Origin of the sequence: Methylocaldum szegediense (assembly GCF_949769195.1) — a bacterium.
GTDB classification, from domain to species: Bacteria; Pseudomonadota; Gammaproteobacteria; order Methylococcales; family Methylococcaceae; genus Methylocaldum; species Methylocaldum szegediense.
This window is the reverse complement of the sequence record NZ_OX458333.1, coordinates 1,586,621-1,602,804: the sequence shown is the minus strand read 5'-3', so window position 1 is coordinate 1,602,804 and position 16,184 is coordinate 1,586,621. Positions and strand designations below refer to the sequence as shown.

16 protein-coding genes are annotated in these 16,184 nt (G+C 57.5%); 1 reads left to right on the top strand and 15 read right to left on the bottom strand.

The features are described 5' to 3' along the window. Positions 1-95: 95 nt before the first annotated feature. Positions 96-845 carry a J domain-containing protein gene (locus QEN43_RS06795; protein ID WP_026610214.1) on the bottom strand — a complete coding sequence of 250 codons (750 nt, stop codon included), beginning with the start codon at positions 843-845 and terminating at the stop codon, positions 96-98. After that, positions 842-1,339 carry a vWA domain-containing protein gene (locus QEN43_RS06790; RefSeq protein ID WP_202901101.1) on the bottom strand — a complete coding sequence of 166 codons (498 nt, stop codon included), beginning with the start codon at positions 1,337-1,339 and terminating at the stop codon, positions 842-844. The genes QEN43_RS06795 and QEN43_RS06790 overlap by 4 nt, the downstream gene beginning before the upstream one ends. Before the next feature lie 545 nt (positions 1,340-1,884). Between QEN43_RS06790 and QEN43_RS06785 the strand changes: the two genes are divergently transcribed. After that, positions 1,885-2,304, top strand: coding sequence for a hypothetical protein (locus QEN43_RS06785; protein ID WP_036268234.1), 420 nt, complete (start codon positions 1,885-1,887; stop codon positions 2,302-2,304). 80 nt (positions 2,305-2,384) lie between these two features. Here QEN43_RS06785 and QEN43_RS06780 read toward each other — a convergent pair whose 3' ends face one another. The 13 genes from QEN43_RS06780 to QEN43_RS06720 form a co-directional block, all read right to left on the bottom strand. Further along, positions 2,385-4,871, bottom strand: coding sequence for an ABC transporter permease (locus QEN43_RS06780; RefSeq protein WP_026610217.1), 2,487 nt, complete (start codon positions 4,869-4,871; stop codon positions 2,385-2,387). A 115-nt stretch (positions 4,872-4,986) separates the two neighbouring features. Beyond that, positions 4,987-6,282, bottom strand: coding sequence for a flagellar hook-associated protein FlgL (flgL, locus tag QEN43_RS06775; RefSeq protein WP_026610218.1), 1,296 nt, complete (start codon positions 6,280-6,282; stop codon positions 4,987-4,989). A 2-nt stretch (positions 6,283-6,284) separates the two neighbouring features. After that, positions 6,285-7,958 (bottom strand): flagellar hook-associated protein FlgK, encoded by a 1,674-nt coding sequence (gene flgK / locus QEN43_RS06770; RefSeq protein WP_026610219.1) that lies wholly within the window; start codon positions 7,956-7,958, stop codon positions 6,285-6,287. A 72-nt stretch (positions 7,959-8,030) separates the two neighbouring features. Then, positions 8,031-9,005, bottom strand: coding sequence for a flagellar assembly peptidoglycan hydrolase FlgJ (gene flgJ / locus QEN43_RS06765; RefSeq protein ID WP_026610220.1), 975 nt, complete (start codon positions 9,003-9,005; stop codon positions 8,031-8,033). A gap of 10 nt (positions 9,006-9,015) precedes the next feature. Then, positions 9,016-10,053: a flagellar basal body P-ring protein FlgI gene (locus QEN43_RS06760; protein WP_051331606.1), complete on the bottom strand. Its 1,038-nt coding sequence runs from the start codon at positions 10,051-10,053 to the stop codon at positions 9,016-9,018. Positions 10,054-10,142: 89 nt separating this feature from the next. Then, positions 10,143-10,820 (bottom strand): flagellar basal body L-ring protein FlgH, encoded by a 678-nt coding sequence (gene flgH / locus QEN43_RS06755; RefSeq protein WP_026610222.1) that lies wholly within the window; start codon positions 10,818-10,820, stop codon positions 10,143-10,145. Between the two features lie 8 nt (positions 10,821-10,828). Beyond that, positions 10,829-11,617: a flagellar basal-body rod protein FlgG gene (flgG, locus tag QEN43_RS06750; protein WP_026610223.1), complete on the bottom strand. Its 789-nt coding sequence runs from the start codon at positions 11,615-11,617 to the stop codon at positions 10,829-10,831. Positions 11,618-11,641: 24 nt separating this feature from the next. After that, positions 11,642-12,382, bottom strand: coding sequence for a flagellar basal-body rod protein FlgF (gene flgF, locus QEN43_RS06745; protein ID WP_026610224.1), 741 nt, complete (start codon positions 12,380-12,382; stop codon positions 11,642-11,644). 25 nt (positions 12,383-12,407) lie between these two features. Next, entirely contained in the window at positions 12,408-13,658 is a 1,251-nt protein-coding gene (gene flgE, locus QEN43_RS06740) for a flagellar hook protein FlgE (RefSeq protein WP_317963865.1), read from the bottom strand. A 27-nt stretch (positions 13,659-13,685) separates the two neighbouring features. Further along, entirely contained in the window at positions 13,686-14,354 is a 669-nt protein-coding gene (locus QEN43_RS06735; RefSeq protein WP_026610226.1) for a flagellar hook assembly protein FlgD, read from the bottom strand. Between the two features lie 11 nt (positions 14,355-14,365). Beyond that, positions 14,366-14,785, bottom strand: coding sequence for a flagellar basal body rod protein FlgC (gene flgC, locus QEN43_RS06730; protein ID WP_026610227.1), 420 nt, complete (start codon positions 14,783-14,785; stop codon positions 14,366-14,368). A 2-nt stretch (positions 14,786-14,787) separates the two neighbouring features. Next, a complete protein-coding gene (gene flgB, locus QEN43_RS06725) occupies positions 14,788-15,180 on the bottom strand; it encodes a flagellar basal body rod protein FlgB (protein ID WP_026610228.1) in 393 nt (130 codons plus the stop codon). 155 nt (positions 15,181-15,335) lie between these two features. Further along, positions 15,336-16,178, bottom strand: a complete 843-nt coding sequence (locus QEN43_RS06720; protein ID WP_051331607.1) for a CheR family methyltransferase — start codon at positions 16,176-16,178, stop codon at positions 15,336-15,338. Positions 16,179-16,184 lie beyond the last annotated feature (6 nt).

Sequence of the window (16,184 nt, the reverse complement as noted above, 5' to 3'; positions counted from 1 at the left end):
TCTGGACCTAGCGGAGAGTAAAAACCGCCGGGAAGGCGGTTTTCGAGAACACTTCAAGAGCGTTAGGCTTGCTCCGTTATCGAGCCTAGCGACTTCTATCGTCCGAGCAGAACGTCTTTGGCTTGATTGATTTTGGCGGCGAGATAGTCAGAGCCACCGCGGTCAGGATGAAGCTTCTGCATGAGGCGGCGATGGGCGTCGATGACGACTTCGCGTGGAGAGCCGGGTTGAATGCCCAAGACGCGATACGCTTCTTCAACCGTCATCTTGCCGTCGTCGTGGTTTTTGGGTCTTTCTTCGCTCTCTTGCCAGGAAGCGCCGTGGACGCGTTCGATATAAGCCTTCAGCAAGGAAGCGGACTCAGGATCGTCGCGGACATAAGCGGCATACAGCTCGCGCAATTGTTCTAGCCCCAGATCGGCCAGGCTGGACCCAGCATAGAGCCCTCTCAGCACGAAGCCAGCGATTTCTCCGGTGGAATGGTCGAGCTGCATACGCAGAAAACGCGACTCGACAGATGAAGTGTTCCCGCTACCGTAGGAGGCCGGCCGCTGGGTCGCCGTTTTCTGCTGATACCAGTGCCGTATGAGAGGCGCATATTGAATCAAAAGGTGAAGAACGACTGGAGCGAGCCGTACCACGGCGGCGATCAGCGCGCCGATCAGAGGGACTAGCCAGCCCAGCCGTCCACTGGCGGCCAGAACCAGTAGGGCAAGAATCGCCGCCCACATCAGCCCACGGCGAAATTTTTTCGCGATTGCTTCCGGTGGCGCCGAGCCAAGAAAACGACGCACCGTGAGTACAGCCAGAAAGATAAGGAAGAGGAGAAGAATGAGCTGAATCAAGATCTGCTTATTTGTCGAGCCAACTGTAGAACAATCCCGCCTCGGTTGCGGCCAAGGTTTTCAAGAGCTTTTATTCCACCGGCAGCATAGGTCGCAACGGCAGTCAGCAAATCGCGAAGTTGCTGTGCGCTTCCGGCGTTGAAGCGACAATGGGCGCCGTGCGTCAGTCTGGCGATCTGTTTGAAGGCAAATTCGGCAGTGGGATCGAAACCTTCTTGAAACACAAAGGCTTTAACGCCCAGAAGCCCCAACTCCCCAGCAAGCTTGCAAAGTTCGTCGACATTTTCTTCCATGCAGTCGCCAACGAACACCAACGCGTCGACCTTGCTTTTCCGCGTTTCTTGCAAAGCATGCTGTAGAACCCTGGCGATCTGCGTGTAGCCTCCAAGGCAATCCACATCGGCCATCCGTCGCCGCAAATCTTCGGCGCGGACAAACCAGGGAAAGGCTTCGAAGTCCGTCATGCCGCGGTAATAACAGAGTTGGATTTCCAAGCCGCCGAGAGCCGCAGCCGTGTCGAACATCTCGGCCTGGATGCGGCAGGCTTCCCGCCAGGTGGGTTCGCGGCTTGCTGTTGCGTCCAGGGCAAAGATGAGACGACCCTTGCGTCCAGCCGGCTTAACCGTAGGCGTTCGTGCGAGTTTATCCAAAAATGCTTGTATGTCTCGGCTTTCGGATTGTGACGGAAGTTTTTTCGAGTCGCTCATGATCTTTTATGGGGTCGATAGTAAAACATTCTATCCAGCAGAAAACCGTTCAGGAAAAAGCGCGACCGGATAGGCTTGCCTGTTGCGAAGGCTTAGACCATCCGCTGACGAGCGTGACTCCTTGTCCCTGTGCGGATGAGGAGCTCTTCGAACGCAAGTACCAGTACGAAGCGTGGTAAAGTGCACTGTTTCTTGTTCGTTTCTCGAGTGGTGCCGAACGAGCAAATTAACTGTTTGCAACCCGTTTACAACATGGTAATTTGCGCCTGCTCCAGAGCGTTCGTTCGTGAACCCGGGAGGCGATAAGAACTTATAAGAGGAGGTACAGCGTAATGTCCGAAGAGAATACCCCGAGTAAAGCCGCTCAAGGCATTGTAGAGACCTTAAAGAGCAATCCGAAAGTTCTTTACGCGGCGATCGGCGCATTAGTGGTAATCGTTCTCGTGCTTGCGATAAGTGGCGGCGGCCATGAGGTACAGGTCAAGACAGCCTTGTCTGTCGGTCAGCAAGTGATCTTGGACAATCCGAACGGCGGCGGATCGCAATTGACGAGCACGCCTGGACTGATGAGCGCCTCGGAAGCGGAAGAAGATAAGGATCAAAACGTATGTCTGACTAAGGCCGGAACTAGGGCGACGGTCGAGGAAGAGATGATCGTTGGCCAATTGCCGTTCGTAAAAGTGAAAGTGCTGGACGGCGATTGCCAGGGAAAGAGCGGTTGGACCTCTAAGGTCAACGTCAAGGGCGGCTGATGGAAACGGCGATGTGCGTAAGAGTGTTCGCCCATCGCCGTTTCTTGTTCCTAGACTGAAGCGTTAGGCCCGTACGGAATTCAAAGTTCCCTCAGCACGCGCATCGGGCTGTTTTTTACAACTGAGCGCGTATTCAAATAGCCCGCCAATCCGACCACCAGCGCCCCTAATGCGGGAGTCGCCAGCCACGCCTCCCAGTGGAAGCGATACGCTAAGTCGAAAACCCGGCTGAACAAAGTCCATGCGATCGCCTCACTAATGGCGGACGCTAGAATGCCGGCCAGAAATCCGAGCGAGGCGAATTCCACCCATTGGGCATTCCGCAGTAGGCGCCGGCTGGCACCCATGGTTCGAAGCAAGACGTCTTCGTAAATGCGCTCATCCAGGGTTGCTCGGACTGCGGCGAATAACACCGTAAACCCGGCCGCCAAAGCCAAAAGCAGAACGTATTCGATAGCGCCGGTTACTTGCCGCAGGATGTTCTGAAACTGCTTCAAGAGGGCGTCCACTTCGAGGACCGTCATGCTTGGGAATGCTTTGGCCAGATGGCCGAGCGCCGTTTTTCGTTCCGGCGGCACATAAAAACTGGTAAGCCAGGTATGTGGATACCTGTCAAGACTCCCCGGCGAAAAGATCATAAAAAAGTTGGGCGTCATGGTGTCCCAGCGTACGCTGCGGGTACCGACGACGTTGGCGATAAGCTCTTCTCCCGCGATGTTGAAGGTGAGTTTGTCACCAGGTTCAATACCTAGGCTTTTGGCAAGTTCTGCTTCCACCGAAACGCTCATTGGGGCGCTTCCGTCTACCCATCTGCCCCGAACCACTCGATTGCCCGGCGGCAAATTCGAAGCCCAAGTGAGGCTAAGTTCGCGATTGATGGACGCTTCGGCCCGTGAGTCCTTGTGCACGATGTCGAAAACGTCTTTGCCATTAACGGCGGTCAGCCGTCCCCGCACGATGGGATAGTAATCGCTGCTGACGATGCCTTCTTGGCTCAGGGTCTCGCGGAATCGCGGCAAATCGGTGTCGAATAGGTTGAGCGCGAAGTGGTTGGGAGTATCTTCGGGCAGTTGGCGTTTCCATTCCTGCAGTAATTCGGTGCGTACCGACACGCTGACCTGCATGGCCACTAAGGTCACAGCGAAGGCGAGTATCTGGCTGACTCCGAGTCGCGGCCTACGGGTCAGATGTTGGAGACCGAACCGCCACGACAGCGAGACGTAAGGCACCAGCAAGCGCCCTAGACTTAGCATCGACAAGCCGATTACGCTGAATAAGGCGATCGCAGCGCCGGCAATTGCCAATACGCTTATAGTCATCATCCAATCGCTGGTATAGCGCCAGAGAAGCGCACTGAGGGTAAGTGTGGCTAGCCCGAATACCAACCATGCGCTGGACGGCAACGGCTCAAGATCGCGGCGCAATACGCGTAGGGGAGCAAGGCGTTTCAGCCTGAGTATGGGGGGCAGGGCGAAGCCGAACAGGATCAGGAGTCCCGTGGCCGCACCGAAAGTCACCGCGAGCCATCCCGGGCTGGCCAAGGTCTGGGGCAAAAGAGAGCGTAACAGTTGTACCACGCCGTATTGCGCCAGATATCCCAACGCGCAGCCGAGGGTGCTGGCGATGAGGCCAACGATGAGGAATAAAGCGGTGTAGATCCCGAGCACATCCCGCTCTCGGGCTCCCAGACATTTGAGCATAGCAGTCATGTCGTAATGCCGCTCGGTGTAGCGGCGGGCGGTCATAGCGATCGCGACGCCTGAAATCAGCACCACGGCGATGCTCGTCAACCCCAGATAGCGTTCCGCGCGAGTCAGGGCGTTGCCCAACTCAGGGCGATCATCGTGCACGTCCAGAATGCGTTGGCCCGGATGCAATTGGGGTTTGATCCATTGCTTGAAGGCACGTAGCGCGGGCTCGTCCCCGGCAAACAATTCATAATAGTGGACATGACTGCCGGGCTGAATGACACGTGTTTCGGCGACATCGGCACGATTCATCAGCACTCGCGGCTGGAGGCTGTAAAGATCGCCGCGGCGGTCGGGTTCGTGGGTGAGGATGCGGGTGATCCGTAATGGTTTTTCGCCTACAGTGATCTCGCTGCCCAAGTTCAGACCCAAGGCCGTCAGCACGCGTTGTTCTACCCATGCCTCACCGCGGTTGGGGATGTCGTGTGTCTCGGTCGCGGCTGTGACCTCGCCAAGGGTGGTGCGAAGGGCGCCGCGCAGCGGATATCCTTCTTCGACCGCTTTGACGCCCACCAGCAGCAATTCGTCGTTCTCGATCAGTACGCTGGAAAACTCGGCGGTTCCGGAAACCCGTAGCCCTTGTGCGGAGGCCTGTTGCCGCCAGACAGGCGGTGGTTCCTGATGGCCTGCGACGACGAGGTCCGCCGCCAGGAACTCGGCTGCCTGGAGGCTCATCGTGCGGGTCAATCTGTCGCCTAAGAGGCTGACTGCGGTGGAACTGGCTACCGCGATCAGCAGGGCGGCCATCAGGATGGTCAATTCACCGCTGCGCCAATCGCGCAGGACCAGTTTCAGAGCAAGCTTGATGTTTCTAACCACACTCCGTTCTCATCCGATCGGGAACGCCTGGTTCAGCGACCAATCGTCCGCAAATAAATTCGGGCGTGCGAGTGCGCCCGAAAGTGCCTATATCGGGAAGCTGCGCGTTTAAAGCTTAAAGATAATTGAAAAGGGACAGACCTTGAACTTTAACATAAGCCTGCTGCGCGGCCTGTAGCGCAACCAGCTGTATGTTGAAGCGACTGATCGCTTCGGCGTAGTCGAGATCTTGCAGCTCGGAAAGATTGGCCTGAGTATCGAGAATAAATTTGTCGTGAACGTCTTCTTGTTGGTCCAACGCATTCAACCGTGCACCGACGCTCGCGCGGGTGTCCAGGATGTTTTGCAGAGCCGCATCGATATCCTTCAGAGCGGCGTTGGCGGCATCGTGGAATGTGACGTCGGCGCCTGTGCCGATTTGGGAGTCGGTGAAGCCCAGATCGGTTAAAACGCCGTCGGCGTCGTCGCTGATCATTACCGACGATGTAGCTCCGGAGGTTTTAGAGACGAACTCGATGAACCCCGATCGGTGTTGCGCAACCACCGTTCCTTCCAAAGCAGTACCGTCGATGGCGTTGTTTACGGCGACGACGAGTTCGTCGGCTGAAGCGTAATTCGCCGCGGGGATGACAATGGTCGCCAACGTGCCGTCCACGGTCAGATCGAAGCTCTTGGGAGGGACACTGCTGTAATCGATGCCGGCTGATAGGTCTTTCGTTCCCACGATGGTGCCGTGGGACGCGCTGAATTGTCCGTTCAACGCTTTGGTCAGGGAAAGCAAAGTATTGAGTATGCTCTGCCTGCCGCCAAAAGCAGCGATTGCGTTTGCGCCTGAATCCGAAGGAATATCTTCAAAGACCGCAAATCCGGAATCGCCATCGGCCATGGGGCGCTGGGGGGCGATTTGGAGTAGACGCTGATTTTTGTCGCCTTGGTAAATGTAAATCGGCGGCGTTCGGTTGCTATCGAATACGAACGGTACGGTATCCGAGCGGAAGCCGGCGAAAATATATTCGCCGTTGGCGTCACGCGTATTCGCGAGTCCGAGCATTTCGTCCAGCAGTTGCTGCATTTCTTGTCCGATGGCGCGGCGGTCGCTGGGGCTCAGCGTGTCATTGAGGCTTTGGATCGTCAATTCGCGCGCCCGCTGCAACACGTTATCAGCTCCCGCCAAGACGGAATCTTCGAATTCGAGTCTCGAACGAACCGCCTGAATATTGGACTGAAACTGCCGGTAGTTTTCCAGCGATTCCTTGAGGTCTAGCGCACGTACTGCTGCGCTGGGGTCATCCGAGGGCGTCAGAATGCGTTGGCCGGTCGAGATTTGCAATTGGGTTTTGGATAACTTGGCTTGCTGTCGGAGGATGGCATCGATGCCGAGTCGTTCCATCAAAGGCGTCGAAATGCGCATACTTATCTCCTCACGGCTCCGATCAGCGCGTCGAACATATTGTTTAAAGCGGGAATCAATTGGGCCGCGGCGTGATAAGCCTGTTGATACTTCAGCAGATTGGCCGCTTCCTCATCGAGATTGACGCCCGAAACTGAGTCGCGAGCCTGCCGGGCGTGGTCGAGCAACTGCTCCTGAGCGGTGCGGTCGATTTCGGCGGCGTGGGTTCGCGTGCCCACATCGCCCACGATTTCATTGTAGGCATCCTGATAAGTGGCTTTACCGCCCAAGAGCGCGGGCGTCGCCTGCAGCTGAGCCAGGGCGCGGGCGTTGGTGTTGTCGCCGGGGCCGGCAAAGGGTGTCCCGGCTGCAGCGACTTCACGGGGGTCGGTCAGCGACACGCTCAGATCGCCGGCCACTCGCCGGAACGGGCGAATGAGAAAGCTGTCGCCGGCGGCCGCGGAACCGGTGACGCTGATGCTCAATCCGTCTACGGTGAAGTTTCCAGTGGTATTGGGAGGAAACAAGTAGTTGTCGCTCAAGCGGGTGAGCCTGTACTCGGTGCCGTCGAAATCCAGCCGGTAGTCGCTGGCCGTCAAATCGGCAGGGCCGTTTCCGGCAGCGTTGTCGAAGGCAATGGTTAGTGCTGCTGTTCCCGTGTTTGTCTGTTTTTTGAACCAGCTGTACTGGCCTATCGCCGTATCGCTAACGTCCGAAAAGAAGTTGGTGCCGGGATTTCCGTTCAAGTCGGAGCCGGCCGCATGCTGGGCGTTGAACGTGGCGGCGAGCCCTGCGGCGATGCGGCCCATGGCGTTTTGCGCCGGATCGAGCACTTCGCTGACGAAACGCAGCAATCCACCGATTTCTCCGCCACTGATGGCGCCGGTAATGACTACGGTGCTGGAGCCGCCGGTCGTGATGGCGATGTCTTTCTCATTGGGATCATACGCCGAGCTTTGCAGACTCAATTGGCCTGCCGTCGTGCCCATGACCAGCGCCTGCCCGTTCCCGATAAAGACGTTCAAAGACCCGTCCTTTTGTTCGTACACGCTCGTGCCGACTTTCTCTGACAGTCGCTCCACCAACAAGTCGCGCTGATCGAGCAAATCGTTTGGTGCTTTGCCCGCCTGGTTATAGGCGGCGACGATGCGCTCGTTCAAGCCGGCGATCCCTCTTGCCAGACCGTTGATCTCGTCGATATTGGTACTCAGACTTTGATTCACCTGGCTGCGCAATTCGTCCATGCGCCCGTTCATGATGTTGAAACGGTGAACCAAGGTTTCGCCCTCGCTCAGCATCACGCGTCTTGCGGCAATCGATGTGGGATCGTTGGCTACGTCTTGGACCGCGTTGAAGAACGATTGGAGCGAAGGCGACAAACTGGCGTCGGGATCGGCGATGAAATTGTCGATCTGCGAGGCCATGGCGTGATACGCCGACAGTTCGCCATGCGCGGAAAGGCTGCTTCTGAGTTGGGTGCTGAGGAAACTGTCGTAGGAGCGGGTAATGGATGCGATGTCGACACCGTTACCGATAAAACCCGCGCCGGTAAACGACGGCAAGCGTTCGATTTGTTCGGTTCTTTGCCGGCTGTAACCCTCTGTGTTGACATTGGCGATGTTGTGCCCGGTGGTCGCGAGTCCGCGCTGAGCCGCCATCAGTCCGGATGTCGCTATGCCGAGAAGTCCACTAGCCATAAATCAACCACTCTCATTGCATTGTGTTTCTACGCCTGTTATCGGCAGCGAACGTCTTAACTGAAGACTGGATCAGGCAACGGGCAGTTTTTCGAACGCACGATGTCCCTTGTATATGGAGAGCACTTTGCGGGCATAGTTCGGATCGGTTGCGTAGCCGGCTTTTTGTAGGGAAGCCATGAACCGCCTTGGGTCGTCAGCGTGTTTCAGGGCCGCCGCATAACGCGGGTTGGTTTTGAGGAACTGTACGTAGTCGCGGAAACTTTCGGCGTAATCATCGTAGGCGCGAAATGCCGCTCTGTTCCGTATGATTTGACCGTCGGCGTATTCGAACGTGCGGGCGACGATGCGGCGTCCGTCCCATTGTCGGTCGGCTTTGATGCCGAAGAGGTTATGGCTGTGGTCGTTATTTCCTCGCGCCGCCATGGATTTTCCCCAGCCCGTTTCCAATGCCGCCTGCGCCAGCAGCAGTTTGGGGTCGACGCCCAATTCCGCAGCCGCTTCCTGGGCGTGAGGCCAAAGCGCGTTTACGAATTCTTCGGGATTGGCGAATGGTTTGACTTGCGAGGCGGTATCGGCGGTCCGGTGAGGCGTGCGACCGCTGTTGTTCGCTCGAGCGGTGTTTTGAGCGCTTGATTTCGGACTTTCGTTTGTCGCGTGTTCGAAAGATGCCGTTCTGGGTTTCACCGGTGCGCTGCTGCGGTAATCGTTCAAGCTCATGCCGGGTTTCGCGTTATCGGGGGATGGGTCGCCACCCAGTTGCCGGACCAGCAAATCGGCAAAACCCAGACTGGTCCGTTTGCCGAGTTCCACCGCTAGTTGTTGATCGTACATGTCGCGGAACATCTGCGATCGTTTGCCGTCCGTGAGTCCGCCGTTCGGTACCGCTTGGCGCATACTCTTCACGGCCATCTGGATGAACAGCGCCTCGAATTGCCGGGCGGTTTCGTTCAGCGCCGCTTTCGGATCCTGTTTCGCCTGGTTCCTGAGCCGGGCGGTTCCGTTGAAATCGGTGTAGACATCGGCCAGGCCGGTTTGCTTAATCATGCCGTTTCTCCTAAATGACGATCAGCTCGGCTCTGAGTGCTCCGGCGCTTCTCAGGGCCTCCAGGATAGCAACCAGGTCGCTCGGCGCGGCGCCGACGCGGTTAACAGCCTGCACGATCTCATCCAGTGATACGCCGGGGTTGAAGACGAACATGCGGTTCGCTTCCTCGTTCACGGTTATGTCGGAGCGGGGCACCACCGCAGTCGAACCCCTAGATAGGGCAGGAGGCTGGCTGACGATCGGGTTTTCGCTGATGGTTACCGAAAGATTGCCATGCGTCACGGCCGCCGGCTGAACCCGGACATGGCTGCTGATGACGACGGTGCCGGTCCTTGAATTCACGATGACCTTGGCAGGGGCTTCACCCGGACTCACTTCGAGATTCTCGATCAAGGACGTGAACGAGACGCGCTGAGCCGGATCGCGCGGCGCGGCCACCTGCACCGAAGCCGCATCCACCGGGCGCGCTACGCTTCCGCCGTAGGTTCGATTAATCATGTCAGCGATTTGATTGGCGGTCGTGAAATCGGGCGTATGCAAGTTGAGCATCAGATGGCTGCCTTGCGTGAATCCGGTCGGAACTTCGCGCTCGACGGTGGCCCCGTTCGGAATTCTGCCGGAACTGGGCACGTTGACGGTGATCTTGGAGCCATCCAGTCCTTGCGCACTGAGTCCCCCGACCACGAGATTGCCTTGCGCGACGGCATAGACTTGGCCGTCGGCACCCTTGAGCGGCGTCATCAAGAGGCTGCCGCCGCGGAGACTCTTAGCGTCTCCTAGGGATGACACGTTGACGTCGATTGTCTGTCCGGGCTTGGCAAAGGGAGGGAGTTCGGCTGTCACGGATACGGCGGCGATGTTTCTCGATCGGAGATCGATTCCGGGCGGCACGGTTATACCGAGTTGGAGCATCATGTTGCGTAGGGTTTGGCTGGTAAACCGGGTTAAGTCGCCGGTACGGTTTAGCCCCGTCACCAGACCGTAGCCGATCAGCTGGTTGCTTCGAGCGCCGGCGATGGAAGCGATGTCCTTGATGCGTTCCGCCATTGCTTGAGAATGCAACAGGGCGAGACCCAGGAGTCCCACGGTTAGGACTGTGCGTGGGAAGAATGCTTTCACGGCCTTACCTCCATCGCTCAGAACGGGAACAAAATGCTGGTGAAGAACCGCTGCAGCCATCCCATGCGGTTGATGTCAGCCACCACGCCTTCGCCGTTGTAGATGAACGTCGCGTCGGCGACTTTGGTGGAGTCCACGCTATTGGTGGTGTCGATATCGACCGGGCGCACCAGTCCCGAGAGTTTGATGTATTCATTGCCCTGGTTCAGACCCACGCGCTTTTCGCCCTGTACGCGTAGATTGCCGTTGGGCAGAACTTCGACCACGGTCACGCTGATGTTTCCGGTCAAGAGATTGCTCTGATTGCTTTCGCCCTTGCCTTCGAACTTGTGCGTCGATTCCAAACTGGTCGCGACGTTATAGCCCAGAATCTCGGCGGCTTCCTGTCCCATCAGCATGGGCGCTTTGATCTGGGTGACTGCCGAACGGTCGGCCTTGGTGTCGGCATCCTTCTGTGCGTTCGTTCTTTCGACCAGGCGGATGGTGAGGATGTCGCCGACGCGCCGAGCTTTGTGGTCTTCGAACAGCCGTATGTCGTAACCGGACTGGAAAATGGCACCGGGATTCTGCATAGGCGGTGTCATATCTTCGGGACGGGCCGGTGCGTAGGCCGGATCCCGGCGCGGTGGCGGATTGAGGATGGAGGCGCAGCCGTTCAAGATCAACAGGATAAGACAGAGTGCCGTGTATTTCATCGCGTCGATTACAGGGTGTTGGTGGCGAAACCGAGCATCTCGTCCGTAGTCGCGATGGCCTTGGAGTTCATTTCGTAGGCGCGCTGGGTTTCGATCATATTGACCAACTCCTCCACTACGTTGACGTTCGAGGTTTCCAAGGAGCCCTGGACCAGCTTTCCGATGCCGTCTTCTCCAGGAATCCCGACGATGGGTGGGCCGCTCGATACCGACTCGCGATAGAGGTTCTCGCCGACGGGTTCCAAGCCCGTCGGATTGATGAAATCCGCCAGTTGAATCTCGCCGATGATGTTGGGCGCGGCGGTGCCCGGTTGCAGGACGGATACCGTTCCGTCCGAGCCGATAGTGATACTCAAGGCGTCCTGAGGCACGGTTAACGCGGGTTCCAGCGGGTAGCCGCCGTTGGTGACGACTTGCCCGTTGGAATCCAGCTTGAAAGAACCGTCCCGGGTATAGGCGATATCACCGTTCGGCATCAGGATCTGAAAAAAGCCGCGGCCGTTGATGGCGATGTCCAGGGAGTTCCCGGTCTGGAGGATGTTGCCCTGAGTATGGATTTTTTCCGTGGCAACGGTGCGGACGCCGGTGCCGAGTTGCAGGCCGGACGGCAGCGTCGTGTTTTGCGTGGCCTGAGCACCGACTTGTCGTATGTTCTGGTAAAGCAGGTCCTCGAACAGAGCCCGTTCCTTCTTGAAACCAGTGGTGTTGACGTTGGCTAGATTATGCGAAATCACCGACATCTGGGTTTGCTGCGCGTCCAGGCCGGTCTTGGCGATCCAAAGGGAAGGGGTGGTCATGGTCTTGAACCTCTTGGAGTGTCTTTATCCAATCCGCATGAGCGTGGTGCCTGCATTGCCGTTGTCTTCCACGGTTTTCATCAGCTTGATCTGGTATTCGAATTGGCGCGCCAGCTCGATCATCTGCACCAGTTCCTCCACCGTGCTGACATTGCTGCCCTCCAGCGAGCCGGTGACCAGTTGAACCTCGTTGGTAGCAGCCACCGGAGCGCCGTTTCGGACTCGCATCAGCCCATCTTCGCCTTTTTCGAGGAGCGATTTGTCAGGTTTGACCAGTTTGATCCGGTCGAGAATCGCCAGGGCGGCAGGGTTGGCATTCTGAGGAACGATGCTGATCGTTCCGTCCGTACCGATCTCGACTTTTTGCGCGGGCGGAATGGCGATGGGACCGGCGTTGCCGAGCACCGGCAAACCGCTGCCGGTGACCAGCTGTCCACTGGGCGTGATTTGCAGGTTGCCGGCCCGGGTATAGGCTTCGCTACCATCCCTCGCCTGCACTGCGATCCACCCTTCGCCGTTGATTGCGACATCGAGGTCGCGGCCGGTGGTTTGCAAGGAGCCCATAGACAAATCGGTGCCGGGCCGTTCGGTCATAGCGTAAACCCGGCTGGGGTAGCCGTTTCCGAACACCGGCATGGAGCGAAGCTGTTCGAAGTCGGCACGAAAGCCCGGCGTATTCGCATTCGCGAGATTGTTGGCGTTGGAAGCTTGCGCCAGCAGGATTTGCTTGGCGCCGCTCATGGCGACATAAAGGGCGCGATCCATGATTGGAAGTCCCGGCTATAGAGCGTTAACGAATGTTGAGCAGCGTCTGGGTGATCGTGTTTTCCGTGGAAATGGTCTGCGCGTTCGCTTGGTAAGCCTGCTGGGCAATGATCAGATTGACGAGTTGCTGCGCCAAATCCACGTTTGATCCCTCGAGGGCGCCAGCTTTTATAGTGCCGAAGCTGCTGGTTCCAGCTACACCGTTGATAGGTACGCCGGAGTTGGCGCTTTCCGCCCAGGTGGTATCGCCGAGCTTGGATAGTCCCTGCGGGTTTTGGAATCGAACCATGGCGACCTGGCCTAAGGGTTTGGAGCTGCCGTTACTGAAACGGGCAAGAACGACACCGGTGTCGTCGATGTCGACGCCTGTGAGCCGACCGATAGTTAGACCGTCTTGGTTCAAAGTATTGACGCTGAACGCGCTGCCCAATTGGGTCGACCCGGCGAGATCTATCGTGAACGCGATGGGCTGAGCGCTGGGATTGATGAGTTTGCTCTGAGTCGTGAAGGTCGTCGCCGAGCCCCCGTTTACCGTTAAGAGTTTCCCGTCCGGATCGAAAACCAGGGCGGTGGGGTTGTTGGCTCCGCCGTCCAGCATATCTTGCCCGTCTACGTAGACGTACATGTCCCAGGTATTCGGCGTCGCGCCTTTGACGTAATAGCTGGTCGCAACATGAGTGTTCCCCAGCGAGTCGTAGATCGTGACCGATGTTGCGTGGGTGTAGCTGGTGGGGTCGTCCGGGTTGAACGGCGATGTAGCGGGCACGGTTTGTCGGGAGTCCAGGTTGACGCTCATGTCGATTGAGCTCGTGGCTTTCGGCAGACCTTGCGTGGAATCGAGCCGCAAGGTCTGGAATACGCCGGTACTGAAGCCTTCCTCGACGGTCTCGCCGTTCGGCGCATAGACCAGCAGCGGCTGGCCGAGGTGGTTGACCACGTAGCCTTCCCGGTCCATGTGAAAAGAACCGGCGCGGGTATAGACCCGTTCGTTGATGTTGTTGATGTTGTCGCCGAGGACGAAGAAGCCTTCGCCGCTGATCGCAAGGTCGAGGTTGTTCTCGGTAAAGTCGAGGTTGCCCTGGGTGAACTGTTGCGCCACGTTGGTGACCCGGACGCCGGCTCCGGGCGTGCCGCCCAAACTGCTGGCATAGACATCGGCGAACTCGGAACGTGATTTCTTGAATCCCGTGGTATTGGCGTTGGCGATGTTGTTGCCGGTCACCGAGAGCATATTGGATGCGGCATTCAAGCCGCTCAGGGCAGTGTTAAAGGCCATGTCTTACCTCGTTCGAGATTAGAGTTATCAAAGGACCGCCCGGATATCGCCCAGGGTGTAACGTCCGAGACCGTCGAGATGGATTTCCATACCCTTGGCGGCGCCCATGGTCACGCTTTCCACAGGAGCGGCGATGTGCGTTTCGAGTGCCAGGGTCTGGCCGGCGATGACCGCGTCGGCTTTGATTTTGTATAGTCCGGGGTCTGCGAAGTGCAGGTCATCATCCAGTTTGCCGTCCCATTCAAACGACAACGGTCCTTCGCTTTGCTGCCCGAGTTCCAATGTGCGGACCAAGGTACCGTTCTTATCCATGATTCGGATGTAAACGTTCGAGGCATCGGACGGAATGTTCAACTCGCCCTGGACGGTACCGTTCGTCGCCAGAATGGCTTTGTCGGACGCGACCAGCGCGGATCGCCCAACCAGGTTTGCAGCCATCAGAGCTTGTCCGTTGTTGGCGGCCGCGGCGAAGTCGGCGAACGAGGATTGCAGCTGCTGGATTCCCGTTACCGTGCTGAACTGTGCCAACTGGTTGACGAATTCGGCGCCGTCCTGGGGCTTTAAAGGATTCTGGCTAGTCAGCTGGGTGACCATCAGCTTGAGAAAATCGTCTTGCCCCAATTCGTTACGCTTACGAACCGGTGCCGAGGTTTCGGCCAGGCCGAGGGAATGAAGCGTGTTGATGTCGATGCTCATGATTCGTTACCTCAGGTTTGGCCGAGTCGTAAAGTCTGGAGCATCAATTGCTTCGCGGTATTCGCCACCTCGACATTGTCTTGGTAGGAGCGTGACGCGGACATCATATTCGTCAATTCCTCGATCGTATTGACGTTCGGCCTGAAGATATAGCCGTCGGCGTTGGCCATCGGGTGGTCCGGCGCGTATTCCATGCGTAGCGGCGCCTGGCTCTCGACCACGCCGAGCACCTGCACGCCGACCGGCGCGCTGCGCTTGTCGATGGCCTCCTGAAGCTGTGCCGCAAACACCGGCTGGCGCGATCGGTAAGTCTGCTCGATGCTGCTGCTGATGCTGTCGGCATTGGACAGATTGCTGGCCACCAGATTGAGCCGCAGCGATTGGGCGGCCATGGCGGAGCCTGCGATATCGAAGATCTTGAATGAGGACATACTCATTCTCCCGTCAGCGCCGTTTTCAAGGAAGAGATCTTGCCGTTCAGAAAGCGGAGCGTGGCCTGGTATTGCACCGCGTTTTCGGCGAAACGCATCTGTTCCTGTTCCGTTTCCACGGTATTGCCGTCCAGGCTGGGCTGCGACGGCAGACGAAACAGCGCTTCTCCCTGTGAACCCGGCGCCGTCGCCGCCAGATGCCTCGCGTGCGTGGCAGCGAGACGGAGCGGGGGCGGAGTCACGCCCTGCAACACGGCACGGAAGTCCAGGTCGCGAGCCTTGTAATTCGGCGTATCGGCATTGGCCAGGTTGGAGGCCAGCAGCTCAGTGCGCCGATCGCGGAGTTTCAGTGCCAGGGGATGAATGCCTAAGGCATTATCGAAGTTGATCGTCATACGCATATCCTCGTTGCTGCTTGCCGGACCTTAAGCACGAGGTATGCCATGCCTAAAGCCTTTGTATTAACAAAGGCTTGCATAGTTTGGCGCGGGAGCGGGACCGGCCTGCGGCAATTTTTCGCCGCTTGCGGCGGCAAATTTGCCGGGCGGTGTCAGAACGTTGGCTTTAGACGGTAATAGCGGCAGGAGGCACCGCGAACGGTTTCGTACGCATCGAGTCCGGCCGGTAGGGATTCCGTGCTGCTCAAGAAGAGATAGCCTCCCGGATTGAGCACTTTGGCGATGCGCACCAAGATATCGCGCTTCAGTTCCTCAGAGAAATAAATCAGCACGTTGCGGCAGAAGACGATGTCGAAGCGGCCCAGTGCTGCAAACGGCTTGAGCAGGTTGAATTGCTGGAAGCGGACACGATCGACGATTTCCGGTTTTAGTTTCCATTTGTCCTGGTAACGCTCGAAATAGCGGGATCTCAGTGTTTCGTCGAGTCCGCGCGAGAGCGCCAATTCGCTGTAAATGGCTTGAGTCGCTTCAGTCAAAACCGATTCCGAGATATCGGTCCCGATGATCTGTACGCTCCTTTTGATGCCGGTCCAATCATAACGAAAGAACTCCTCGACGCAGATGCCGATCGAATAAGGTTCCTGCCCCGATGAGCAGGCCGCGGACCAAATTCGCAGCGTGCCGCGGGTCTTATCGGCCGCCCATGCGGGAAGGAGGACCTTTCGAAGTTCTTCGAAATGGGCGTTGTCGCGGAACCAAAAAGTCTCATTCGTGGTCATGGCATCGATAATACGGGCTTTGAGGCTGGCGGGAACGGCATCGCTACGCAGTGCACCGATCAACTGCGTGACAGACGAATATTCACTCTCTTTCAGAAGGCCAGTCAAACGATTCTTGACCAAGTATTGTTTGCTTTCGCCGAGCCAGATCCCGCAGGCGTCCACGAGAAATTTCTGAAACACCGCGAACTGTTCCGGAGTTAAATCCGAATTCATGAATAC